Genomic DNA, 23,874 nt, shown 5'->3' on the forward strand with positions numbered 1-23,874 from the left:
ACGCGTACGGAACCGGCGAGCCAGACATTCAGTTCCCGTGCGGCGCCCGCGCCCCGGACGGCGGTACCGCGTACACCATGCGGACCGTGCCGGACCGGAATCAGGCGCGGCGCCCGGGAGCCCGACGGGAGAACCGCCCGCATGCCTCAGTCCACCGAACCCGGCACCACCGGGAACGCAGAAGACAACAACACCCCCGGGGACAAGCTGCCGCCGCGCCGCAGGCGCCGTGCCGCATCCCGCCCGGCGGGCCCGCCGACAGCGGGCGCACAGGCCGGAGCCGAGTCGTCGGCCATACCGGCCGTTGACGCCGGAGTGTCGGAGAGCAGCACCGAGAACACCGCAGAGGCCGAGGCCGCGCCGCCCGTTCGTGCGCGCCGTCGTGCCGTCCGTAAGGCGACCGCCCCGGCAGGTGCGCCGGAGGCCGCCGAGGCGGTCGAGATCGTGGAGCCGGCTGCCGCGGTCGCGGCGCCGGCCGAGGAGGAGACCGTGGAGCCGGTCGAGGCGCCGCGTGCGCGTCGTCGTGCGTCCCGTAAGGCGACCGCCCCGGCGGGTGCGCCGCAGGCCGCCGAGGCCGTCGAGGTCGTGGAACCGGTTGCGGCGCCGGCCGAGGAAGAGGCCGAGGTGCCGGTCGAGGCGCCGCGTGCGCGTCGTCGTGCGTCCCGTAAGGCGACCGCCCCGGCGGGTGCGCCGCAGGCCGCCGAGGTGGCCGAGATCGTCGAGGAGGCCGTCGCGGCCGAGGCCGTCGAGCCCGCTGTGGCCGAGGCGCCGCGTGGCCGTACCCGGCGCAGGGCCTCCGCCCCCGCCGGTGCGCCGCAGGCCGCCCGGACCGAGGCCGCCGCCGAGCCGGCGCAGCCGGCCGAGGTCACCGAGACGGCCGAGCCCGTTGAGTCCGCCGAGCCGGCCGAGCCGGTCGAGGCCCCGCGCGGCCGTCGTCGTGCGTCCCGTAAGGCGACCTCTCCCGCGGGTGCCCCGCAGGTCACGGAGGCCGCCGAGGAGCGCACCGAGGTCCAGACGGGCGAGAGTCTGCCCGAGGAAGCGGTGGAGGAGCTGGCCGCCGAGACCGCCGAGGTCGAGGAGGCCGCCCCGCGCGGCCGTCAGCGTCGCCGGGCCACCGCCGCGGCGGGCCGGCCCGAGTTCACCGGCAAGGTCGAGGAGCCCGTGCGCCGGAGCCGTCGGGCCGAGCGCCCCGCCGTCGCCGTGTTCCAGGCGCCGGTCTTCGCCGAGCCGATGTTCCAGACCCCGGAGACCGCGGCCGCCGCTGCGGCCGCCGCGGGTCCGGTCTCGCACGACGAGGAGCCCGAGGACGAGGTCACGGCGGTGGAGGAGCAGTCCGCCCCCGCCGAGACGGCCGCCCCCGCCGAGGCCGCGCCGCAGAGCGGCTCGCGCCGTCGCCGCCGCCGCCGCGGTGAGGCCGCCGAGGCCGAGCCCGCCGCCGCGCCCGTTCCGGCCGCCGCCCCGGTCCAGGAGCAGGACGAGGACGAGCAGGAGCCTTCGGGCGAGAGCGACGCCGAGCAGGACGGGGAGGAGACCGACGAGTACGGCGACCGCCCGTCGCGCCGTCGTCGTCGCGGTGGCCGCCGCCGCCGCCGTGGTGAGTCCGCCGAGGACGACGCCGCCGAGCAGCACGCGGACGACGCCGCCGAGCAGTCCGAAGACGAGCACGAGCGCGCCCAGGAGTCCGAGGACGAGGGCGACGAGGAGCAGGACGACCACGACTCCGGCGCCTCCGGGTCGAGCAGCAGCCGGCGTCGTCGCCGTCGCCGCCGTCGCAGTGGTGACTCCTCGTCCGACGCCGAGAACGGCACGGACGACCCGGAGCGCACGGTCGTCAAGGTCCGCGAACCCCGTAAGAAGGAAGCCGAGCGCGAGCCCGGCACCGGCTTCGACGAGGTCCAGTCCATCAAGGGCTCGACCCGTATGGAGGCGAAGAAGCAGCGCCGTCGCGAGGGCCGCGAGCAGGGCCGTCGTCGGGTTCCGATCATCACCGAGGCGGAGTTCCTCGCCCGTCGTGAGGCCGTCGAGCGTGTCATGGTCGTCCGCCAGAGCGGCGAGCGCACCCAGATCGGCGTCCTCGAGGACAACGTGCTCGTCGAGCACTACGTCAACAAGGAGCAGGCCACCAGCTACGTCGGCAACGTCTACCTGGGCAAGGTCCAGAACGTCCTGCCGTCCATGGAGGCCGCGTTCGTCGACATCGGCAAGGGCCGCAACGCCGTCCTGTACGCCGGTGAGGTCAACTTCGAGGCGCTCGGAATGGCCCACGGGCCGCGCCGTATCGAGAGCGCGCTCAAGTCCGGCCAGTCCGTCCTCGTCCAGGTGACGAAGGACCCGATCGGCCACAAGGGCGCCCGCCTGACGAGCCAGGTCTCGCTGCCCGGCCGCTACCTGGTCTACGTGCCCGAGGGCTCGATGACCGGGATCAGCCGCAAGCTGCCCGACACCGAGCGCGCCCGGCTGAAGACCATCCTCAAGAAGATCGTCCCCGAGGACGCGGGCGTCATCGTCCGTACCGCGGCTGAGGGCGCGAGCGAGGACGAGCTGCGCCGCGATGTCGAGCGCCTGCAGCAGCAGTGGGAGGACATCCAGAAGAAGTCGAAGAGCAGCGGCAGCTCCAACGCGCCGACGCTGCTCTACGGCGAGCCGGACATGACCGTCCGGGTCGTCCGCGACATCTTCAACGAGGACTTCTCCAAGGTCATCGTCAGCGGTGACGATGCGTGGGAGACCATCTACGGTTACGTCTCGCACGTGGCCCCCGACCTGACGGACCGGCTGTCGCGGTGGACCTCCGAGGTCGACATCTTCGCGACGTACCGGATCGACGAGCAGCTCATGAAGGCGCTGGACCGCAAGGTCTACCTGCCGAGCGGCGGCTCGCTGGTGATCGACAAGACCGAGGCGATGGTCGTCGTCGACGTCAACACCGGCAAGTTCACCGGTCAGGGCGGCAACCTCGAGGAGACCGTCACCAAGAACAACCTGGAGGCGGCCGAGGAGATCGTGCGTCAGCTGCGGCTGCGCGACCTCGGTGGCATCGTCGTCGTCGACTTCATCGACATGGTGCTGGAGTCCAACCGGGACCTGGTGCTGCGGCGTCTGCTGGAGTGCCTGGGTCGCGACCGTACGAAGCACCAGGTCGCCGAGGTCACCTCGCTGGGCCTGGTCCAGATGACCCGCAAGCGGGTCGGCCAGGGTCTGCTGGAGTCCTTCTCCGAGACCTGTGTCCACTGCAACGGGCGCGGCGTGATCGTGCACATGGAGCAGCCCACCTCGGTGGGCGGCGGCGGCAACGGGAAGCGTTCCAAGAAGCGCCGCGGTGGTTCGGGCCAGGAGCACGACCACGACCACGAGCACGTCTCCGAGACGGACACCGACGTCGAGACCGAGGCGGAGGTGGCTGCGGAGGTGGCCGCTCCGCTGGCGCTTCCCGAGCCGGAGTTCGTCCCGGACGAGGAGCTGTACAGCAGCCCGGCCGAGGCCGAGGCGGCAGCAGGGCGCGGCCGTGGCCGTCGCCGGGCGACCCGTAAGGCGACGGCCCCGGCCGGCGCCCCGCGGTCCGCGTCCGCCCCGGCCCCGGTGGCCGAGCCGGTCGTGGAGCCGGAGCCCGTGGTGGAGCCGGAGCCGGTTGCCGAGACCCAGGTCGCCGAGGTCCCGGCCGAGGCGCCGCAGGGCCGTACGCGCCGTCGGGCAACCCGTAAGGCGACCGCCCCGGCGGGTTCGCCCGCCCCGGCCGCCGAGCCGGTCGTGGTCCCCGAGCCCGCCCCGGTCGCCGAGGAGCCGGTGTCCGTCGCCGACCCGGTCGCCGCGGAGGACCCGGTCGTCGAGGCGCCGCACGCCGAGGCCCCCGCCGAGGAGCCGGCCGCACCGCCGCGTGCCCGGCGCAGGGCGACCCGTAAGGCCACCGCGCCCGCGGGTTCCCCCGCAGGTGCCGAGGACGCCGAGGTCGTCGTGGTGACGGGTGCCGAGCCGGAGTCCGCCGCTGAGGCGGAGGCCGAACCGGCACCGGCCAAGAAGGCGGCCCGCAAGACCGCGAAGAAGGCCACGGCCAAGAAGGCGGCCGTCAAGAAGACGGCGGCCAAGAAGACCGTCGCGAAGAAGACGACGGCCAAGAAGGCGGCGAAGAAGACGGTGGCGGCCGAGCAGTCGTCGTCCGCCGTCACGGCTTCGGCCGACGAGGTCTGATCCCCTCGTACCGCGCGTGACGCAGTCAGGCCGGTCCCTCCACGGGGCCGGCCTGCTGCGTTCCGGTGCCGGCCGCTCCCGCCCCCACACGGAAGTCTCAGCACATGCACAGGATCCAGAAGGCCGTTGTACCTGCCGCCGGGCTCGGTACCCGGTTCCTGCCGGCGACGAAGGCGACGCCCAAGGAGATGCTGCCGGTGGTCGACAAGCCGGCGATCCAGTACGTCGTGGAGGAGGCGGCCGCGGCGGGGCTGACCGATGTGCTGATGATCACCGGGCGCAACAAGCGCGCCCTGGAGGACCACTTCGACCGGAACCACGAGCTGGAGTCGGCGCTCACCCGCAAGGGCGACGGCGAACGGCTGGACCGGGTCCGGGAGTCCAGTGATCTGGCGACCGTGCACTACGTCCGGCAGGGCGACCCGAAGGGCCTCGGGCATGCGGTCCTGTGCGCGGAACCGCACGTGGGTGCCGAGCCGTTCGCGGTCCTGCTCGGCGACGACCTGATCGACCCGCGCGACCCGTTGCTGACCCGCATGGCCGAGATCCGGGAGCGCGACGGCGGCAGCGTCGTCGCGCTGATGGAGGTCGCACCCGAGCAGATCCACATGTACGGATGCGCCGCGGTGGAGACCACGCCGGAGGACGACGTCGTCCGGGTCACCGGACTGGTCGAGAAGCCGGAGGCAGGCGAGGCCCCCAGCAGTCTGGCGGTCATCGGACGCTATGTCCTGGACCCCGCCGTCTTCGGAGTGCTGCGGGACACGCTGCCGGGCCGGGGCGGCGAGATCCAGCTGACCGACGCCCTGCAGCAGCTGGCAGCCGACGAGAGGCTCGGCGGTCCGGTGCACGGCGTCGTCTTCCGCGGCCGCCGCTACGACACCGGCGACCGCGGCGACTATCTGCGGAGCATCGTCAGACTCGCCTGCGAGCGCGAGGACCTGGGCCCGGACTTCCGTACCTGGCTGCGGGCCTTCGTGGCGGCCGAGCTCTGAGCGGCCGCGCCCGCACGCACCCCATCCGAGCCATCCACACCACGGACCGAGGAGAACCCTCATGATCGGCATGATTCTGGCGGCCGGCGCAGGCCGCCGTCTGCGCCCCTACACCGACACGCTTCCCAAGGCCCTGGTGCCGGTCGGCCCCGAGGGGGACGAGGAGAGCCTGACCGTCGTCGACCTGACACTGGGCAACTTCGCCGAGGTGGGCCTGACCGATGTCGCGATCATCGTGGGCTACCGCAAGGAGGCCCTGTACGAGCGCAAGGCCGCCCTCGAGGCGAAGTACGGCGTCACGCTCACGCTGATCGACAACGACAAGGCCGAGGAGTGGAACAACGCCTACTCCCTCTGGTGCGGCCGTGACGCCCTCAAGGACGGCGTGATCCTCGCCAACGGAGACACCGTGCATCCCGTCTCCGTCGAGAAGACGCTGCTCGCCGCACGCGGCGAGGGCAAGCGGATCATCCTCGCCCTCGACACGGTGAAGCAGCTCGCCGACGAGGAGATGAAGGTCGTCGTCGACCCCGAGAAGGGTGTTCAGCGGATCACGAAGCTGATGGACCCGGCCGAGGCCACCGGCGAGTACATCGGTGTCACCCTCATCGAGGGAGAGGCCGCCGAGGAACTGGCCGACGCGCTGAGGACCACGTATCTGCGGGACCCGGACCTCTACTACGAGGACGGCTACCAGGAGCTCGTCGACCGGGGCTTCAGGGTCGACGTGGAGCCCATCGGTGACGTCACGTGGGTCGAGATCGACAACCACGAGGACCTGGCCAAGGGCAGGAAGATCGCGTGCCAGTACTGACCCGGCTTATCCCCGCACCGGTCGTCGTCGACATCCGGGCGGGCGCGCTGGCCGATCTGGCGGTCGTCCTCGCCGACCAGCGGATCTCCGGCTCGGGCAAGCTGGCGATCGCGATCAGCGGGGGTTCGGGCCGGGCGCTGCGGGAGCGGCTCTCGGACAGCCTGCCGGGTGCTTCCTGGTTCGAGGTGGGCGGCGGCACCCTGGACGATGCCGTCAAGCTCGCGGAGGCCATGAAGTCCGGCCGGTACGACGCCGTCGTCGGCCTCGGCGGCGGCAAGATCATCGACTGTGCGAAGTTCGCCGCGGCGCGCGTCGGGCTGCCGCTGGTCGCCGTGGCGACGAACCTGTCCCACGACGGTCTGTGCTCACCGGTGGCCACGCTGGACAACGACGCGGGCCGCGGCTCGTACGGTGTCCCGAACCCGATCGCCGTCGTGATCGACCTCGACATCATCCGTGAGGCACCGGTCCGCTTCGTACGGTCCGGGATCGGTGACGCGCTCTCCAACATCTCCGCGGTGGCGGACTGGGAGCTCGCCCACCGGGTCAACGGCGAGGACATGGACGGACTGGCCGCCGCGATGGCCCGGCAGGCCGGTGAGGCCGTGCTGCGTCACCCCGGGACCCTCGCGGACGACGGCTTCCTCCAGGTGCTGGCGGAGGGGCTGGTACTGACCGGCATCTCGATGTCGGTGTCGGGGGACAGCCGTCCCGCCTCCGGTGCCTGCCACGAGATCAACCACGCCTTCGACCTGCTCTTCCCCAAGCGCGCGGCGAGCCACGGTGAGCAGTGCGGTCTGGGGGCGGCGTTCGCGATGCACCTGCGCGGCGCGCACCAGGAGTCCGTACGGATGGCCGAGACGCTGCGGCGCCACGGTCTGCCGGTCACCGCGGAGGAGATCGGGTTCACTGCGGACGAGTTCGTCTCGGTGGTCGGCTACGCACCCCGGACCAGACCGGGCCGGTACACGATCCTGGAGCATCTGGACCTGCCCCCGGACGGGATCCGGGACGCCTACGCCGAGTACCTCGGGGCCCTCGGGTCCTGAGGCCGGGCCGGGGAACGGGGCCCGGTTTGACCCGGCTGTACGGGGCCCCGTAATCTTGACCGTCGGCGTTTGTTTCGCCACACCTCTGAGCACTCACCTCCCGCTCGTTCGGGAGAGGCCGCTCGTCCAATCCGGATCATCACGGGTCCCCGGACCCGTGTGAGCGGCTGGCTTCAGAGGTTTTCGCTTCGAGTGAGAGTGAGATCCGCGTGTACGCCATCGTGCGCAGCGGTGGTCGCCAGCACAAGGTTGCTGTCGGCGACATCGTTGAGGTTGACAAGATTCCCACCGCCAAGGTTGGCGACACGGTAGAGCTCTCTACCCTGCTCGTTGTCGACGGCGACGCAGTGACCAGCGACCCGTGGGTGCTGGACGGCATCAAGGTCCAGGCCGAGATCGTGGACCACCACAAGGGTGCGAAGATCGACATCCTTCGCTACAAGAACAAGACCGGCTACCGCCGTCGCCAGGGTCACCGCCAGCAGTACACGGCGATCAAGGTCACCGGTATCCCCGCGGCTGCGAAGTAAGGGACTGAGAACACATGGCACACAAGAAGGGCGCATCTTCCACCCGGAACGGGCGCGATTCCAATGCTCAGCGGCTCGGCGTGAAGCGCTTCGGCGGTCAGGCCGTCAACGCCGGTGAGATCCTGGTCCGCCAGCGCGGCACCCACTTCCACCCGGGCACGGGCGTCGGCCGTGGCGGCGACGACACGCTGTTCGCCCTCGCCGCCGGTGCGGTCGAGTTCGGCACGCACCGTGGCCGCAAGGTCGTGAACATCGTTCCGATCGCCGGCTGATTTTCGGCGCTCGTAGAGCGGTTTGACGTGGAGGCGGACCTCACTTCCTTTTACGGGAAGTGGGTCCGCCTTTCGCGTGTTGCTCCTACAGGGGCACGAGCGAGACATTTCTGCACGTATGTAACTGGAGGTTCCAACCATGACCACCTTCGTGGACCGCGTCGAGCTGCATGCCGCCGCGGGTAACGGGGGCCACGGCTGCGCCTCCGTTCACCGTGAGAAGTTCAAGCCGCTCGGCGGCCCGGACGGCGGCAACGGCGGCCGTGGCGGTGACGTGACCCTGATCGTCGACCAGGCAGTCACCACGCTCCTCGACTATCACCACCACCCCCACCGCAAGGCCACCAACGGCCAGCCCGGTGCCGGTGACAACCGCACCGGCAAGGAGGGCCAGGACCTGATCCTGCCCGTGCCGGACGGCACCGTCGTGCTCGACACGGACGGCAACGTGCTCGCCGACCTGGTCGGCCAGGGCACCATGTTCGTCGCAGGCCAGGGCGGCCGCGGCGGCCTCGGCAACGGCGCGCTGGCCTCCGCCCGCCGCAAGGCCCCCGGCTTCGCGCTGCTCGGCGAGCCCGGTGAGAGCCGGGACATCGTCCTGGAGCTCAAGACCGTCGCCGACGTCGCCCTGGTGGGCTACCCGAGCGCCGGCAAGTCCTCCCTGATCTCGGTGCTCTCGGCGGCCAAGCCGAAGATCGCCGACTACCCGTTCACGACCCTGGTCCCGAACCTGGGCGTGGTCACCGCGGGCAGCACCGTCTACACCATCGCCGACGTTCCGGGCCTGATCCCGGGCGCCAGCCAGGGCAAGGGCCTCGGCCTGGAGTTCCTGCGCCACGTCGAGCGCTGCTCGGTGCTCGTGCACGTGCTGGACACGGCGACGCTGGAGTCCGACCGTGACCCGGTCTCCGACCTCGACATGATCGAGGAGGAGCTCAAGCTGTACGGGGGGCTGGAGGACAGGCCCCGCATCGTCGTCCTCAACAAGATCGACATCCCGGACGGCCAGGACCTGGCGGACATGATCCGTCCGGACCTGGAGGCCCGCGGCTACCGCGTCTTCGAGGCGTCGGCAGTGGCCCGTACCGGTCTCAAGGAGCTCTCCTTCGCGCTGGCCGGCGTCATCGCCGAGGCGCGTGCCGCCAAGCCGGTGGAGGAGGCGACCCGTATCGTCATCCGGCCCAAGGCCGTGGACGACGCCGGTTTCACCGTGGTCCTGGAGGACGACGGCATCTACCGGGTGCGTGGCGAGAAGCCGGAGCGCTGGGTGCGCCAGACCGACTTCAACAACGACGAGGCCGTCGGATACCTGGCGGACCGGCTGAACCGGCTCGGTGTCGAGGACGCGCTGCGCAAGGCCGGCGCCCGGGCGGGCGACGGGGTGGCCATCGGGGCCGAGGACAACGCCGTCGTCTTCGACTGGGAGCCGACGGTGACGGCCGGCGCGGAGATGCTCGGCCGCCGTGGCGAGGACCACAGGCTCGAGGAGCCGCGTCCGGCCGCGCAGCGCCGGCGCGACCGTGAGGAAGAGCGCGACGACGTCAGCAAGGAGTACCAGGAGTTCGACCCGTTCGCGTAGGGCTCGGGGCTTCCTGGAAGCCGGGCACGGCCGGATTCTCCGGCCGTGCCCGGCTTTTTTGCGCCGGGGCTCGTTACTCGCGTTCGTCGGAGAGTTCCTTCGCCTTCTCCAGCATGCGGTCCACCACCCGGGCCGAGGCGTGGCCGTCGTCCAGGTCGCAGAAGAGCCGGTGGAACCGCTCGTAGCGCTCCTCGTGCGCGGCCGCCACCTCGTCGATGTCGCGGATCGCGCCGATCAGCTCCTCGGACGTGCTGATCAGCGGACCGGGTGCGTCGTTCTCGAAGTCGAAGTAGAAGCCGCGCAGCTGGTCCCGGTAGTGCTCCAGGTCGTAGGTGAAGAAGAGCATCGGCCGCCTGAGATGCGCGTAGTCGAACATCACGGACGAGTAGTCCGTGACCATGACGTCGGCGATGAGGTAGAGATCGGCGATGTCGGGGTACTCGGACACGTCGAAGACGAATCCGTTCCCTGCCCCGGGGATGCTGTCCACCACGTTGGAATGGCGACGGATCAGCAGGATGTGATCGTCACCGAGCCGCTCCCGCGCCTGCTCGGTGTCGAGCCGCAGATCGAACTTGAACTGCCCCTGCCGGTGTGCCAGGTCATCGCGCCAGGTGGGGGCGTAGAGCACCACCTTCTTGCCGTCCGGCAGCCCGATCCGTGCCTTGATCTCCTTGGCCCGGGCCTGGAGGTCGGGTGCGTAGAGGTAGTCGTTGCGCGGGTAGCCGGTCTCGACGATCTCGCCGTCGTACCCCATGGCCCGCTTGAGGATCGGGGTGCTGAACCGGTTGGAGGACACCAGCATGTTCCAGCTGCGGGACTCCTGCCTGAGCTGGTCGTGGTACTGCGGGTTGAACTTCGGCGCGTCGATGTCCAGGCCGATCTTCTTCAGCATGGTGCCGTGCCAGGTCTGGACGATGACCTGCCCCGGCCGGCGCTCGATCCAGTGGGGGAGGTGGGCGTTGGTGACGATGTACCGGCAGCGGGCCAGCGCGTCGTACCACTCGGTTCCCCAGAAGCGGACCTTCTCGGCCGTGGGCGGCAGGTCCACCTGCCCGTCCCTGACCAGCCACAGGTGCTGGACATCCGCGTTGCGCCGGAGCAGCTCCTCGTGGATGGCGCGAGGGCTGTCGGAGTACTGCTTGCCGTTGTAGCTGATGTACAGCACGGCGTCGCGCAGCGGCTTCGTGCGACCGGCCTCGTACACCTCGTGGTGCAGCCTGTCCTGCCGGTAGCGGCCGCGTTCGAGGATGGTCAGATCGGAGGGGCACTGCAGCTGGGGGAAGTCGTACCAGCGGGATTCGAAGTGGTACTCACGACCCGCGTGTTCGCCGGAGACCGGGAAGGTCGGCACGGCGAGCCGGTCGATGACGAAGGGTACGTCGGGGCTGCCGTCCCCGGACCGCAGGTAGAAGTTCCACCGGCCGCTCTTCAGCGGGCGGGGGCCGTTGGATCCCGGCATGGCCGAAGGGGTGAACCTGGCGACGAACGTACCGTCCGGGAGGACCTGGAGCGGCACGGTCTTCTCGTCGAAGAAGTCACGGGCCTTGACGACGAAGGACGGATCGCTCAGATCGGCCGGCGTGGAACCGTGGACGACGTACTCGCCATCGACCATCCGCACTGCGGTCATCCTGGCCTGGACCGGGCGTCCGGAGAACTTCAGGTAGCCGTTGCTTCCCGAGACCAGCGCGAGCTCGTTCCGCTCGGCACCCTCGGCGAGGGTGGCGGGGAGCCGGATCTGGCGGTCGGCGAGTCCGTCACGGACCACGGTGCCGAACCGGCGCTCCGTCCCGTCGGGGGCGGCGGCGACGAGTTCGGTGCTCCAGTTGCGCCGTGAGGCCAGGGCCGGATTGGCGCCTTCCGCGGAGGTTCCCTCGTCGACGGCGTCCTGGTGTTCGGGCAGCAGCGCGATGTCCTTGAGCGGCACCGTGACCCGGAAGGAGGCGCGGCCGTCCGGAGCGGGTTCCAGGACGGCGGGGTAGGAGATGACCTCCCCGCTCTTGCGGTTGGAGACCTCCAGGTTCACCGACTCGCCCGCCGTCAGCGGGACGCGGATCTCGCCCTCGATCTCCACGTTCTCGTCCACGGCACGGTGACCGGTGATCAGGGCGCGTACCCGCTCGACACGCAGCTTCAGGGCACCCGTGGAGGTGTTGGGGAGCAGCCGGAAGTTCTCGTCCAGCCACTGGTACGGCGCATGATTGGCCGAACCCGCTCCACTCGCGTGCACGGCACGCTTGCGGACCAGCCCGGCGGAGGCGATGCCCAGGCCGACGTGCCAGGTGCCCTCCACCCACTGGCCGCCCCTGCGGAGCTTCGCGGGGTCGAAGAGCAGCTCCCAGCCCGCCCAGTCGTAGTTGTTCTGCTTCCGGGGGGACAGCGCGGTGCACTCCGGGCTGTAGACGTTGCGCAGGGGCAGCACCGTGCGTCGTCGCGAGCCGTGCTTCTTGAGCGCCAGGACCTTGACGGCGCTGTGCTTCGTCGACTGGTCGATGCGGTCGATCCACGCGTGGCCGGACAGGCGCAGTTTCCCGTTCTCCCAGGTGATCTTCTGGAGCGGGGCACGGGGCGTGAGGTCGGGGTCGATCCGTCGAGCTCGCTTGGGTATCAGGTCGGCACTGTGGTCCAGGGCGGAGAAACTCGCGTACTTCCGGAGCCGCCCCTCGATCTCGATCGGGTCGCCGCGCCGCTCGGAATTGATCAGATCGACCAGCTCGGTCATGGCGTGCTTGCGCACCAGCAGCCATTTGACCCGCTGGGTGGCGGTCAGCTCCATGACCACCTGCGGATCCACCTGGTTCAGGTACTGGTTGATGACGCGCAGGAACTCGGCGCGGAACTCCTCGTCCCCGTCGGGAAGCACGTTGAGGAAGATCCGCAGATCGCCCTTGAGCACGGTGCGGTCGTACTCGCGCTTCAGCGTCGCGGCCTCCTCCCCGGGCTGCTTGCCGAAGAAGCGGCTCACCGACTCCACCGCGGCGGAGCGGTCACGTACGGCCTTCGGCTCGGTCCTGCGCTGGGTGATGGACGGGGTGCCCTCGCCCTCGCGCAGCCGCCAGTAGTACGTGGGGGTGCTGATGATGTCGACGGCCTCGGCCAGGAACTGCGCGGGCACGATGACCGGAACGTCCTCGTAGAGCACACCTTCGGGGAAGGCCAGCCTGTGCTTCTCCCAGAACGAGCGCCGGAAGACCTTGTTGCAGGCGATCTTGTCGTTGAGCAGCTTCCTGTTCACGGACACGTGGGTCCGCTGGACGGCGCCGCCGGCGAGGATGCGGTGCATCGGGGACTGCCACACCTTGGTCCTGTTGATGTGCAGCACGTTGCCCGTGATGAAGTCCGAACCGCTCTCGTCCAGGCTTGCCAGCATGAGGCGGTAGGCATCCGGCGGAATCATGTCGTCGCTGTCGACGAAGGCGACGAACTCGCTCTCGGGCGAGAGGAGTCCGAGCCCCGTGTTCCGTGCGGCGCCGAGGCCCGCGTTCTCCTTGGTGATCAGCCGGAACCGCGGGTCGCGGGCCTCGTACGAGGCCGCGATGGCGGCCGAATCGTCGGGGGACCCGTCATTCACCATGATGACTTCGAGGTCCCTGAGGGTCTGCGCAGCCAGTGAGTCCAGGCAGGCGGGCAGGTACTGCTCCACGCTGTAGATCGGCACGATGACGCTGAGGCGAGGGGCCATGGCTGGAGGTTCCTTTCGGTCAGACCCGCTCGAACAGCTCGAGCGCCTGGGCTGGGGTGGGTGCCGTCCTGCGGTCGGCGAGCGGTACGACGGGAAGGAGGTTCTCCTCGCCCAGGAAGACTCTGCGGACGACCCGCTCGGACGCCCGGCCGTCGTCGAAGTCGCAGAAGCGCTCACGGAACGCGCTGCGCAGAGCGGCGGACGCCGGGCTCTGCCACTCGCCGGACCGAAGGATCCCGGTGAGCTGCGCCTGGCTGGTGGCTACGGCGCCGGGGGGCTCGGCCATCAGGTCGAAGTAGCTGCCGCGGACGACCTTGTACGTCTCCCAGTCGTCGGCGAAGATCACGATCGGCCGGTCGAGGTTGGCGTAGTCGAACATCGCCGACGAGTAGTCGGTGATCAGGGCGTCGGCCGCGAGGTAGAGCCGCTCCACGCTCCGGTGCGCCGACACGTCGATCACGCGGCCGCTGGCCTGGAGCTCGGCGAGCCGGCCGGCGGCCTTGTAGAAGTAGTGGCCCCGCACCAGCAGCGTGACGTCGGGGCCCAGCTCGTCGGCCAGCTTCTCGAGGTCGATCCGCGGGGTGAACTCCTTCTGGTATTCACGGTGGGTCGGCATGTAGAGAAAGACCTTGGAGCCGTCCGCCGCACCGAGTTCGCTACGGGCCCCCGCGACCTCCTCGGCTCCGGCGTTGATCAGCACGTCGTTGCGCGGATAGCCGGTCTCCAGCGAGGTGAAGGAACACGGATAGACCCGCTCCCACACCGAGGTGGAGAAGCTGTTGGACGAAAGGCTGTAGTCCCAGCGGTCGCACCGCCGCAACAGGTCTTCCATCTTCATGCTCGTGGAGGCCGGGTAGTCGGCCTGGTCGAGCCCCATCGTCTTCAGCGGGGTGCCGTGGTGGGTCTGCAGATGGATCTGGCCGTCCCGCTTGACCAGGGCGTCCGTGAAGTTCACGTTGTTGATGAAGTACGTGCCGCGGGCCAGCGCCGTCCAGTACTCGCGGGAGCCGACGACAGCCACCTCGACCCCCTTGGGTACCTGGCTCACATGCTCCGCGCGTACCGCCCAGACCCGGCGGATGTGCGGGGCCAGCCGGGCCAGCTCGGCGTCGATGGCCGCGGGGTTGCACGAGTAGCCCCGGCTCCAGTAGGCGGAGAAGACCGCGAGGTTCTCGTCGGTCGGCAGCCGCAGCTGGGACCGGTAGAACACCCGCATCGCGGCGCGCTTGGCCTGGTTGACGCGCTCGCCGGCGCGCGCCCGCGCCCGGTGGCGTGCCCGGTTCGCCCGGGTGACGCCGGTCAGGGCCAGATAGGAATCCTTGCCGAGCAGCGCGTACTTGTAACCGCGGCCACCGCTCGGACGCTCGAACCCCTCGGGCAGCCGGCGGTTGTAGTCGGCGGCCGCCCGGTGGAAGAAGTCGGACCGCGCATTCCTGGGGAGGCGGCCCGGCTTTTCCAGCACGGTGAGATAGTGGTCGACCATTTTTCCGAAAAGCGCGGGACGCCAGGAATCGTGTTCCGGATGTTCGTCCAGATAGGCGAATACGCGGTCGTACTGGTCGAATACGTCGAAATGCTTGCGGCTGACCGTGCGCAGGATGTTTCCGCCCTCGCGGCGCTGCCGGTAGAGCACGCAGGTGCGGTCGAGCAGCGCGATGCGTTCCGCCGCGACCAGGGTGGTGTAGGTCCAGGGAGCGTCCTCGTAGTACCCGGACGGGAATCGGAATCCGTGTCTCTCGATGAAATCGCGGCGGTAGGCCTTGTTCCAGACGATCTGCAGCAGATCGAGCAGCTCGGGCCGCTCCGACAGGGGGAAGGCCGCGGGGTCGCCGGGACCGAGGAGACCGGCCCGCCGGTTCGGAAGCAGCCGGCCGTCCCAGTAGCTGCGCATGTAGTCGTAGATCAGGATCTCGGGGTCGTCCGTCGCGTCGAGCCGCCCGGCGATCGCGCTCAGCGAACCGGGCGTCAGGGTGTCGTCGCTGTCGAGGAAGATCAGGTAGTCGCCGGTCGCCTGTTCGATGCCGGCGTTACGGGCGTGGCCCAGTCCCACGTTCTCGCCGAGATGGAGCACCCGGACCCGGGCGTCACGCGCCGCGTACTCGTCGAGGATGGCGCCGGAGCCGTCCGGCGAGCAGTCGTCCACAGCGACGACTTCGAAGTCGGTGAAGTCCTGTTGCAATACGGAGTCGAGGCACTCCCGGACATACGCCCGCACGTTGTAAGCAGGCACGATGAGTGTCAGTCGAGGCATCCTTCACCAGTCCAGAGAGCCGTCTGCGGGTCCGTGCGAAGGCGCGGATTCGCATTGTGGAATCATCGGGGAGCGCCTGAACACCTGAACAGCGTAATTGATCGACATCCGCCTGCCGTGATCTCGTGTTTGTTCCTGCTCCACCGTCAGGTGTTCCCTGGATGTCAACCGAACAAGGCTTCTCAGCGCACGATAATACTGATCCGATTATTTGTCCGATTCAAATTCCGTGCACACAGAGTGAACCTTTCGGTAGAGCCGTGTACGGGTGTAGCCGTGTACAGAGGGAGAGACGCACAGAATGACGTGGATGGTTACGGGTGGGGCCGGGTACATCGGTGCGCACGTCGTGCGGGCGATGCTCGCCGGTGACCTGCGGGTGGTCGTGTACGACGACCTGTCGACGGGCAATGCCGGGAGCGTGCCCGACGGGGTGCCCCTGGTCGTCGGCAGCGTGCTGGACCGGCCGGCCCTGGACGCGGCGATCCATGACCACGCCGTGACAGGTGTGGTTCATGTCGCGGGCAAGAAGCAGGTCGGCGAGTCCGTCGAGCGCCCCCTCCACTACTACCGGGAGAACGTGACCGGTCTGGAGGTGCTGCTGGAGAGCATGGTCGCGGCCGGTGCCGACCGCCTGGTGTTCTCCTCGTCGGCCGCCGTCTACGGCATGCCCGACGTCGGCCTCGTCACCGAGGAGACCCCCTGCGCGCCGATGAGCCCGTACGGGGAGACCAAGCTCGTCGGTGAATGGCTGATCCGTGCCGCCGCCCGGGCCCACGGACTGCGTTGCGCCTCGCTCCGCTACTTCAACGTCGCAGGCGCGGCCTCGCCCGGACTCGCCGACGCCGGGGTCTACAACCTCATCCCGATGGTCTTCGAGCGCCTTGAGGCCGGTGAGGGGCCGCGGATCTTCGGCGACGACTACGCGACACCCGACGGCACCTGCATCCGCGACTACGTCCATGTGGAGGACATCGCCTCCGCCCACCTCGCGGCCGCCCGCCGGCTGGAGGGGGCCGGGCCCGGCACGGACCTCACGCTGAACATCGGCCGCGGCGAGGGCAGCTCGGTGCGCGAGATGGTCGACCGCATCCTCCGGGTGACGGGCCGCGCGGACGTCGCCCCCGAGGTGACCGCCCGCCGCGCCGGTGACCCGGCGCGCGTGGTCGCGGGCGCGGAGCGGATCCGCGCGGAGCTGGGCTGGTCGGCCCGGTACGGCGTCGACGAGATGATCGAATCCGCCTGGCGGGGCTGGCGGATTCGCCACCCGTAGGCACGGTGCGAAGGCGTGCGGAAGGTGCGCGCCGAAGCTGCGTACGAAAGGGGTGTGCGCACTCCGGGGAATTCGACATCGAGTTCGATGTCGCGCATGTGTGTGGCGGTTTCTGTGAACCGATGAGTGCGAAGCAATCCGAATGGTTACGGGGGGCCGTCGCTTTTCCTCCGGACGAGTCGGTAAGCGGGTAGACGCAGCTGTTTCGCTGCGGATGAGTGGCCGAATCTGACTATGGTCACCCGGTAGGTCGCAGCCGCTGCGACAGGACCGCCGACTCATCGTGGGGCAGAACTGTGAAGGCTCTCGTACTTTCCGGTGGGGCAGGCACCCGTCTTCGTCCCATTACTCATACCTCGGCCAAACAACTGGTTCCGGTGGCGAACAAACCGGTGCTGTTCTACGGACTCGAAGCCATCGCGGAAGCCGGCATCACCGAGGTCGGCATCATCGTGGGGGACACCGAGGAGGAGATCCGTACGGCGGTCGGCGACGGCTCCCGGTTCGGCATCGACGTCACCTACATCCCGCAGTCCGAGCCGCTCGGCCTCGCACACGCGGTCCTGATCGCCCAGCGCTTCCTGGGCGACGACGACTTCGTCATGTACCTCGGTGACAACTTCATCGTCGGAGGCATCGCCGGTCTGGTCGAGGGGTTCTGCGCGGACCGGCCCGACGCCCAGATCCTCCTGACCCAGGTGCCCGACCCGACCTCGTTCGGTGTCGCCGAACTCGACGGGGACGGCAGGGTCGTGGCCCTGGAGGAGAAGCCGAAGGAGCCCAAGAGCGATCTGGCGCTCGTCGGCGTCTACCTCTTCACCCGGGTCATCCACGAGGCCGTCCGCTCCATCCGCCCGTCCTGGCGCGGTGAGCTGGAGATCACCCACGCCATCCAGTGGCTGATCGACCAGGAGCGCGACGTCCGCTCCACCACGATCCGCGGCTACTGGAAGGACACCGGCAACGTCACCGACATGCTGGAGGTCAACCGCACCGTGCTGGAGACCGTCGAGCCGTGTACCCGGGGCGCTCACGTCGACGACGAGAGCGAGATCATCGGCCGGGTCCGGATCGAGCCGGGCGCCCGGGTCACCCGCAGCCGGATCGTCGGGCCCGCCATCATCGGCGCCCGCTCGGTGATCAGCGACGCCTACGTCGGGCCGTTCACCTCGGTCGCCCATGACTGCCGGATCGAGGACAGCGAGATCGAGTACTCCATCGTGCTGCGGGGAGCCTCGATCGACGGTGTCCGCCGCGTCGAGGCCTCCCTCATCGGCCACGAGGTAGAGGTGACCCCCGCACCCCGCAGCCCGTCCGCCCACCGACTCGTCCTCGGCGACCACAGCAAGGTTCAGATCTCCTCATGACCACCCACATCCTGGTGACCGGCGGCGCCGGCTTCATCGGCTCCCACTACGTCCGTACGCTGCTGGGCCCGGGCGGCCCGGGCGACGTCGCCGTCACCGTGCTCGACAAGCTCACCTACGCGGGCAACCCGGCCAACCTCGACGAGGTGCGCGACCACCCCGGATTCTCGTTCACACAGGGCGACATCTGCGACGCGGAGCTGGTCGGCGGCCTCATGGCCGGACACGACCAGGTGGTGCACTTCGCCGCCGAGTCACATGTGGACCGCTCCATCGACGGCGGCGCCGAGTTCGTCCGTACCAACGTCCTGGGCACCCACACCCTGGTCGACGCCGCGCACCGGGCCGGCGTCCGGACCTTCGTGCACATCTCCACCGACGAGGTCTACGGATCGATCGACGAGGGCTCCTGGACCGAGAGCGAACCTCTCGCGCCCAACTCCCCGTACTCCGCCTCCAAGGCGTCGAGCGACCTCATCGCACTCTCCTACCACCGCACCCACGGACTCGACGTGCGGGTGACCCGCTGCTCCAACAACTACGGGCACCACCACTTCCCCGAGAAGGTCATCCCGCTCTTCGTCACCAATCTGCTGGAGGGCCGGCCGGTCCCGTTGTACGGCGACGGCGCCCACGTCCGCGACTGGCTGCACATCGACGACCACGTCCAGGGCATCGAACTCGTCCGCACCAAGGGCCGCGCGGGCGAGGTCTACAACATCGGCGGCGGCACCGAGCTCTCCAACAAGGAGCTCACAGGACTGCTCCTGGAGGCGTGCGGCGCCGACTGGGACACCGATGTCACCTACGTCGAGGACCGCAAGGGCCACGACCGGCGCTACTCGGTCGACTGCACCAAGATCCGCGAGGAGCTCGGCTACGAGCCCCGCAAGGACTTCCGCGGCGGCCTCGCCGAGACCGTGCGGTGGTACCGCGAGAACTGCTCCTGGTGGGAGCCGCTCAAGGGGAGGGCCGCCCTGTGAGCCCGGTCTGGCTGGTGACCGGGGCCGCCGGGATGCTCGGACAGGACGTCCTGGCCGCACTCGCCCACGAGGACGTCACCGCCGTCGCCGCGGACCGCACGGCCCTGGACATCGCCGACCAGGACCGCGTCCGCGAGGCGTTCGCCACGCACCGCCCGGCCGTCGTGGTCAACTGCGCGGCCTGGACGGCCGTCGACGATGCGGAGAGTCAGGAGGACGCCGCACTGCGGGTCAACGGCACCGGACCCGCGGTCCTCGCCGCGGCCTGCCGCGAGCACGGCGCCGTCCTGCTGCACGTCTCCACCGACTACGTGTTCGCCGGGGACAGCGGGCGGCCGTACGCCGAGGACGCCCCCACCGCCCCGCGCAGCGCCTACGGGCGCACCAAACTGGCCGGTGAACGCGCCGTGCTGGAGACCCTCCCCGACACGGGCTACGTCGTGCGCACGGCCTGGCTCTACGGCGCGGGCGGCGCCAACTTCGTCCGGACGATGATCAGGCTGGAGGGCGTCAAGGACACCCTCGACGTGGTGGACGACCAGCGCGGACAGCCCACCTGGACCGTCGATCTGGCCGGCCGGCTGGTCCGGCTCGGACGGGCCGCGCTCGACGGCACAGCCCCGGCGGGCGTCTACCACGGCACCAGCGGCGGCGAGACCACCTGGTTCGGTCTCACCCGGGAGATCTTCCGGCTGCTCGGCGCCGACCCGGCCCGTGTCCGGCCCACCACCAGTGGCGCGTATCCCCGCCCGGCCCCCCGGCCCGCCTGCAGCGTGCTCGCACACGGCCGGTTCGCGGCGGCCGGGATCGAACCCGTCCGGGACTGGCGCGCGGCACTGGAGGAGGCGTTCGGGGCCCTGCTCGCCGCGGAACGCCCCCTGGCCCGTCCTGCTCAGCGGCCGGCCGGGCTGAGCGCGGGTCCGCCCGCCCGCACCCCGGCGGGCGGCGGGCCGGCCGCCCGCAGCCGCGCGTAGTACGCCTCGCACTCCCCGTACGAGGGAAGCAGCCCCTGCTGCTCCGCCTCGGCCAGCGAAGGCGCCCCGGCGTCCTTCCCGGACAGCAGCGGCGCGATGTCCGCCGGCCAGGCGATGCCCAGCTCGGCGTCGAGCGGATCGACACCCCGCTCGCGCCCGGGTGCGTAGCCCTCCGAACAGAGATAGAGGACGCAGGCGTCGTCGGTCAGCGCCATGAAGGCGTGGCCGAGCCCCTCGGCGATGTAGACCGCCCGGTGGTCGGTGTCGTCGAGGCGGACACCCTCCCACCGCTTGAACGTGGGCGAGCCGGCCCGGACGTCCACGATGACGTCGAGCACCGCGCCGCGCACGCACTTGACGTACTTCGCCTGCCCCGGCGGCACGTCGGCGAAGTGGATCCCGCGCAGCGTGCCCCGGCGGGACGTGGAGAAGTTGGCCTGCGCGAGCCCCAGCCCGTGCCCTGCGGCCTCGCCGAGGTCCGAGGCCCTGAACCACTCGTGGAAGCTGCCGCGGCTGTCGGGGATGACCTCGGGCTCGTGCACCCAGGCCCCGGGAATGGAGAGCTGGCGCATGCGATCACGTCCTGTTCCTGGGATTCGCCGATTCTTCGGCGGTGGAGCCGACGTCACCTGCAACGAGCCGCGGTACGGAACAGATACGGAACGGGATGGAAGCGGACGAAAGCGGGTCCACGGTGCGGAACGCGAAGGCGCCGGATTCCGCGCTCGCGTAGATTGCGGGGTCCAGCGAGGCGAACCATGGGGGATGCGCGTGTCAGGGGCCAGGCAGGGCGTCACGGAGGCCCGCAGGATCGTGGTCAAGGTCGGTTCCTCCTCCCTCACCACCGCCGCGGGAGGCCTCGACGCCGACCGGGTCGACGCACTCGTCGACGTGCTCGCCAAGGTGCGCAGCGGCGGCGAGCGGGAGGTCGTCCTCGTCTCCAGCGGCGCCATCGCGGCCGGACTCGCCCCGCTCGGACTGCACCGCAGGCCCAAGGACCTCGCCAGACAGCAGGCCGCGGCAAGCGTCGGCCAGGGGCTGCTCGTCGCCCGCTACACCGCCTCCTTCGCCCGCTACGGAGTCCGGGTCGGCCAGGTCCTGCTCACGAGCAACGACACCAGCCGCCGCGCCCACTACCGCAACGCCTACCGCACCCTGGACCAGCTCCTGGACATGGGCGCGCTGCCGATCGTCAACGAGAACGACACCGTCGCCACCGACGAGATCCGGTTCGGCGACAACGACCGGCTCGCCGCGCTCGTCGCCCACCTGGTCCGCGCCGATCTGCTGATCCTCCTCTCGGACGTGGACGGCCTCTACGACGGCGACCCGAGCATCCCGGGCACCACCCGCATCGCGGAGATCACCGGCCCCGCCGATCTGGCCGGGGTCAGCATCGGCAGCGCCGGCAAGGCGGGCGTCGGGACCGGCGGCATGGTCACCAAGGTCGAGGCCGCCCGGATCGCCACCGCGGCCGGCGTGCCGGTCGTCCTGACCTCGGCGAGCCACGCGGCCGACGCACTGGCGGGCCGCGACACGGGCACCTACTTCCACCGAACCGGGCGCCGCTCCGCGGACCGGCTCCTGTGGCTCGCCCACGCCTCCACCCCGCAGGGTTCGCTGACCCTGGACGACGGGGCCGTGCAGGCGGTCGTGGAGCGCCACAGCTCGCTGCTGCCGGCCGGGATCGCCGCGGTCGAGGGCGAGTTCACCGCGGGAGACCCGGTGGAACTGCGCGATCTGCGGGGCCGGCCGGTCGCCCGCGGGCTCGTCAACTTCGACGCCAAGGAGATCCCGCAGCTCCTCGGTCGCTCCACCCGCGACCTGGCCCGCGAACTGGGCCCCGCCTACGAGCGCGAAGTCGTACACAGGGACGATCTCGTCGTTCTCCACAGCTGACCGACCCCTGAAACGGCTGAAAGTCCAGCCTTCGGGCAGAGACCTTCACGAAAACCGCCCCAAGCCGGGCCGCGTACTGGTCCACTTTGTAGCAGGGACACTGCGGGGTACAGCAAAGCAACACATTCACAGGAGGCCGCCGGTGAGACGAGCGCGCCCGGGGGCGCCGCCCCGAGGAACGGGTGGCCGCGCCCTGACCAGCGTCGGAGCGGGCCCAGGCTTCGACGGGGGCAGATCCGCGGACCGGAGGGACGAGCGGACCACCGGTCCGGAACCGACGGTGGCGGGCCAGGAACGCACCCAGTCGAAGCTGTGGCACATCACGCTCTGTGTCTCCGGTGCCGAGATCCCGCTGAAGGAGGTCAGACGCGGCCTCGAACAGCTCGCGCACGACCACCCCTTCCTGCTGACCAGCCGCTACGCCAACGACCACGCGGAGATCCGCTACTGGGAAGAGGCCCGCGACCTCCACGACGCGGCGGCGGTGGCCCTGCGGCTGTGGGGCGAGCACCGGTCCAGTGCGGGGCTGCCGCCGTGGGAGATCGTCGGCCTGGAGGTCATCGACCGCGAGACGTACCACCAGCGCATCGCCGAGGGGTACGGACCGCCCCCGGCCGCCCCGGTCGGCGTGCACCCGTACTGACCCGGCCGCCGTCCCGGTACGGCCGTCTCGCATCACGGGATACGTGACGGATGCCCGCAGCGTGCGCATTAGTCTGCGGGCATGACCACGCTTTCGCCGTACGACAACATGTCCCCGGTCGCCCAGGCCGCCTACCGGGCCCGCTCAGCGGCCGCCGACATCGCGCCACTTCCGCGCGCGGCGAAGGACGACGCGCTGCTGGCGATCGCGGACGCGCTCGAAGTGCGGACCAGCGACATCCTGGCGGCCAACGCCGAGGACGTGGCCCGCGCCAGGGAGGCCGGGACCAGTGAGTCGGTCGTCGACCGGCTCACCCTCACCCCCGAGCGGATCCGGGCCATCGCGGCCGACGTGCGGGACGTCGCCGCGCTGCCGGACCCGGTCGGCGAGGTCGTGCGCGGCTCGACCCTGCCCAACGGCATCGATCTGCGCCAGGTCCGGGTGCCCCTCGGCGTGGTCGGGATCATCTACGAGGCCCGGCCCAATGTGACGGTGGACGCCGCGGCCCTCTGCCTGAAGTCGGGCAACGCCGTGCTGCTGCGCGGTTCGTCCTCCGCCCACGCCTCCAACAGCGCACTCGTCCGGGTGCTCCGCGACGCCGTCGGCGGCTCCGGACTGCCGGCCGACGCGGTGCAGCTGGTGCCCGGCGAGAACCGTGACTCCGTACGCGAGCTCATGCGGGCGCGCGGCCTGGTCGACGTGCTCATTCCACGCGGCGGCGCCTCGCTGATCCGCACCGTCGTCGAGGAGTCCACCGTCCCGGTCATCGAGACCGGTACCGGCAACTGCCATGTGTACGTGGACGCGCAGACCGACCTCGACATGGCCGTCGCCATCCTGGTGAACTCCAAGGCGCAGCGCCCGAGCGTCTGCAACGCCGCGGAGACGCTCCTGGTCCACAAGGACGTCGCCGACGCGTTCCTGCCGCGGGCCCTGGACGCCCTCGCCGATGCCGGTGTCACCGTGCACGGCGACGAGCGGGTCCTGGAGTACGCCGAGGGGTCCAAGGCCACCGTGGTGGCGGCGACGCCGGAGGACTGGGAGACCGAGTACCTCTCGTACGACATCGCTGCGGCCGTCGTCGAGTCGTTGGACGCGGCGGTTGCGCACATCCGGCTCTGGTCCTCCGGCCACACCGAGGCGATCGTGACGACCTCACAGGCCGCGGCCCGCCGGTTCACCCAGTTGGTGGATTCGACGACGGTGACGGTGAACGCCTCTACGCGTTTCACGGACGGCGGTCAGTTCGGCTTCGGTGCGGAGATCGGCATCTCCACACAGAAGCTGCACGCCAGGGGCCCCATGGGGCTGCCGGAGCTGACGTCCACGAAGTACATCGTGACCGGTGACGGCCACGTGAGGTGACCGCCGAATG

Annotated in this window: 17 protein-coding genes; 14 read left to right on the forward strand and 3 right to left on the reverse strand. The window is 70.3% G+C overall.

Annotation, left to right across the window (positions count from 1 at the left end):
* Positions 1–141: 141 nt before the first annotated feature.
* The 7 genes from ABT025_RS22145 to obgE all read left to right on the forward strand — a co-directional run bounded on the left by ABT025_RS22145 (position 142) and on the right by obgE (position 9,424).
* Positions 142–4,185: an Rne/Rng family ribonuclease gene (locus ABT025_RS22145; protein WP_350997009.1), complete on the forward strand. Its 4,044-nt coding sequence runs from the start codon at positions 142–144 to the stop codon at positions 4,183–4,185.
* 104 nt (positions 4,186–4,289) lie between these two features.
* Complete coding sequence (gene galU / locus ABT025_RS22150) at positions 4,290–5,180, forward strand: UTP--glucose-1-phosphate uridylyltransferase GalU (RefSeq protein WP_350997012.1); 891 nt, start codon at positions 4,290–4,292, stop codon at positions 5,178–5,180.
* A 61-nt stretch (positions 5,181–5,241) separates the two neighbouring features.
* Entirely contained in the window at positions 5,242–5,994 is a 753-nt protein-coding gene (locus ABT025_RS22155; RefSeq protein WP_350997014.1) for a phosphocholine cytidylyltransferase family protein, read from the forward strand.
* Positions 5,982–7,043, forward strand: coding sequence for an iron-containing alcohol dehydrogenase family protein (locus tag ABT025_RS22160; RefSeq protein ID WP_350997017.1), 1,062 nt, complete (start codon positions 5,982–5,984; stop codon positions 7,041–7,043). The genes ABT025_RS22155 and ABT025_RS22160 overlap by 13 nt, the downstream gene beginning before the upstream one ends.
* 209 nt (positions 7,044–7,252) lie before the next feature.
* Entirely contained in the window at positions 7,253–7,573 is a 321-nt protein-coding gene (rplU, locus tag ABT025_RS22165; protein ID WP_018551604.1) for a 50S ribosomal protein L21, read from the forward strand.
* A gap of 14 nt (positions 7,574–7,587) precedes the next feature.
* Positions 7,588–7,845 (forward strand): 50S ribosomal protein L27, encoded by a 258-nt coding sequence (rpmA, locus tag ABT025_RS22170; protein WP_018103204.1) that lies wholly within the window; start codon positions 7,588–7,590, stop codon positions 7,843–7,845.
* Between the two features lie 139 nt (positions 7,846–7,984).
* Positions 7,985–9,424, forward strand: a complete 1,440-nt coding sequence (obgE, locus tag ABT025_RS22175; RefSeq protein WP_350997020.1) for a GTPase ObgE — start codon at positions 7,985–7,987, stop codon at positions 9,422–9,424.
* Positions 9,425–9,497: 73 nt separating this feature from the next.
* Here the strand turns inward: obgE and ABT025_RS22180 are convergent, their stop codons facing one another.
* Entirely contained in the window at positions 9,498–13,109 is a 3,612-nt protein-coding gene (locus ABT025_RS22180; protein WP_350997023.1) for a bifunctional glycosyltransferase/CDP-glycerol:glycerophosphate glycerophosphotransferase, read from the reverse strand.
* A gap of 19 nt (positions 13,110–13,128) precedes the next feature.
* The gene (locus ABT025_RS22185) at positions 13,129–15,360 is read right to left on the reverse strand and encodes a bifunctional glycosyltransferase/CDP-glycerol:glycerophosphate glycerophosphotransferase (RefSeq protein ID WP_350997026.1); all 2,232 of its coding nucleotides are present in this window, start codon (positions 15,358–15,360) and stop codon (positions 13,129–13,131) included.
* 301 nt (positions 15,361–15,661) lie between these two features.
* On the opposite strand from ABT025_RS22185, the gene galE reads away from it, so the two are divergent.
* From galE to rfbD, 4 genes are all read left to right on the forward strand, one after another.
* Entirely contained in the window at positions 15,662–16,633 is a 972-nt protein-coding gene (gene galE, locus ABT025_RS22190) for a UDP-glucose 4-epimerase GalE (RefSeq protein WP_350997028.1), read from the forward strand.
* 296 nt (positions 16,634–16,929) lie between these two features.
* The gene (locus tag ABT025_RS22195) at positions 16,930–18,000 is read left to right on the forward strand and encodes a glucose-1-phosphate thymidylyltransferase (protein WP_350997031.1); all 1,071 of its coding nucleotides are present in this window, start codon (positions 16,930–16,932) and stop codon (positions 17,998–18,000) included.
* Positions 17,997–18,983 (forward strand): dTDP-glucose 4,6-dehydratase, encoded by a 987-nt coding sequence (rfbB, locus tag ABT025_RS22200; protein ID WP_350997034.1) that lies wholly within the window; start codon positions 17,997–17,999, stop codon positions 18,981–18,983. Before ABT025_RS22195 ends, rfbB begins: the two co-directional genes overlap by 4 nt.
* Entirely contained in the window at positions 18,980–19,957 is a 978-nt protein-coding gene (gene rfbD / locus ABT025_RS22205; RefSeq protein ID WP_350997035.1) for a dTDP-4-dehydrorhamnose reductase, read from the forward strand. The genes rfbB and rfbD overlap by 4 nt, the downstream gene beginning before the upstream one ends.
* Here the strand turns inward: rfbD and ABT025_RS22210 are convergent.
* Positions 19,876–20,529 carry a dTDP-4-dehydrorhamnose 3,5-epimerase family protein gene (locus ABT025_RS22210; RefSeq protein ID WP_350997037.1) on the reverse strand — a complete coding sequence of 218 codons (654 nt, stop codon included), beginning with the start codon at positions 20,527–20,529 and terminating at the stop codon, positions 19,876–19,878. The two genes, rfbD and ABT025_RS22210, sit on opposite strands and share 82 nt — an antisense overlap.
* A gap of 241 nt (positions 20,530–20,770) precedes the next feature.
* Between ABT025_RS22210 and proB the strand changes: the two genes are divergently transcribed.
* The 3 genes from proB (at position 20,771) to ABT025_RS22225 (ending at position 23,864) form a co-directional block, all read left to right on the forward strand.
* The gene (gene proB / locus ABT025_RS22215; protein ID WP_350997077.1) at positions 20,771–21,856 is read left to right on the forward strand and encodes a glutamate 5-kinase; all 1,086 of its coding nucleotides are present in this window, start codon (positions 20,771–20,773) and stop codon (positions 21,854–21,856) included.
* 142 nt (positions 21,857–21,998) lie between these two features.
* Entirely contained in the window at positions 21,999–22,499 is a 501-nt protein-coding gene (locus tag ABT025_RS22220; protein ID WP_350997039.1) for a DUF8830 family protein, read from the forward strand.
* Between the two features lie 81 nt (positions 22,500–22,580).
* Complete coding sequence (locus ABT025_RS22225) at positions 22,581–23,864, forward strand: glutamate-5-semialdehyde dehydrogenase (RefSeq protein WP_350997042.1); 1,284 nt, start codon at positions 22,581–22,583, stop codon at positions 23,862–23,864.
* Positions 23,865–23,874: the final 10 nt, after the last annotated feature.

The organism is Streptomyces sp. NPDC002809, assembly GCF_040295435.1.
In the GTDB taxonomy this organism is placed as follows: domain Bacteria; phylum Actinomycetota; class Actinomycetes; order Streptomycetales; family Streptomycetaceae; genus Streptomyces.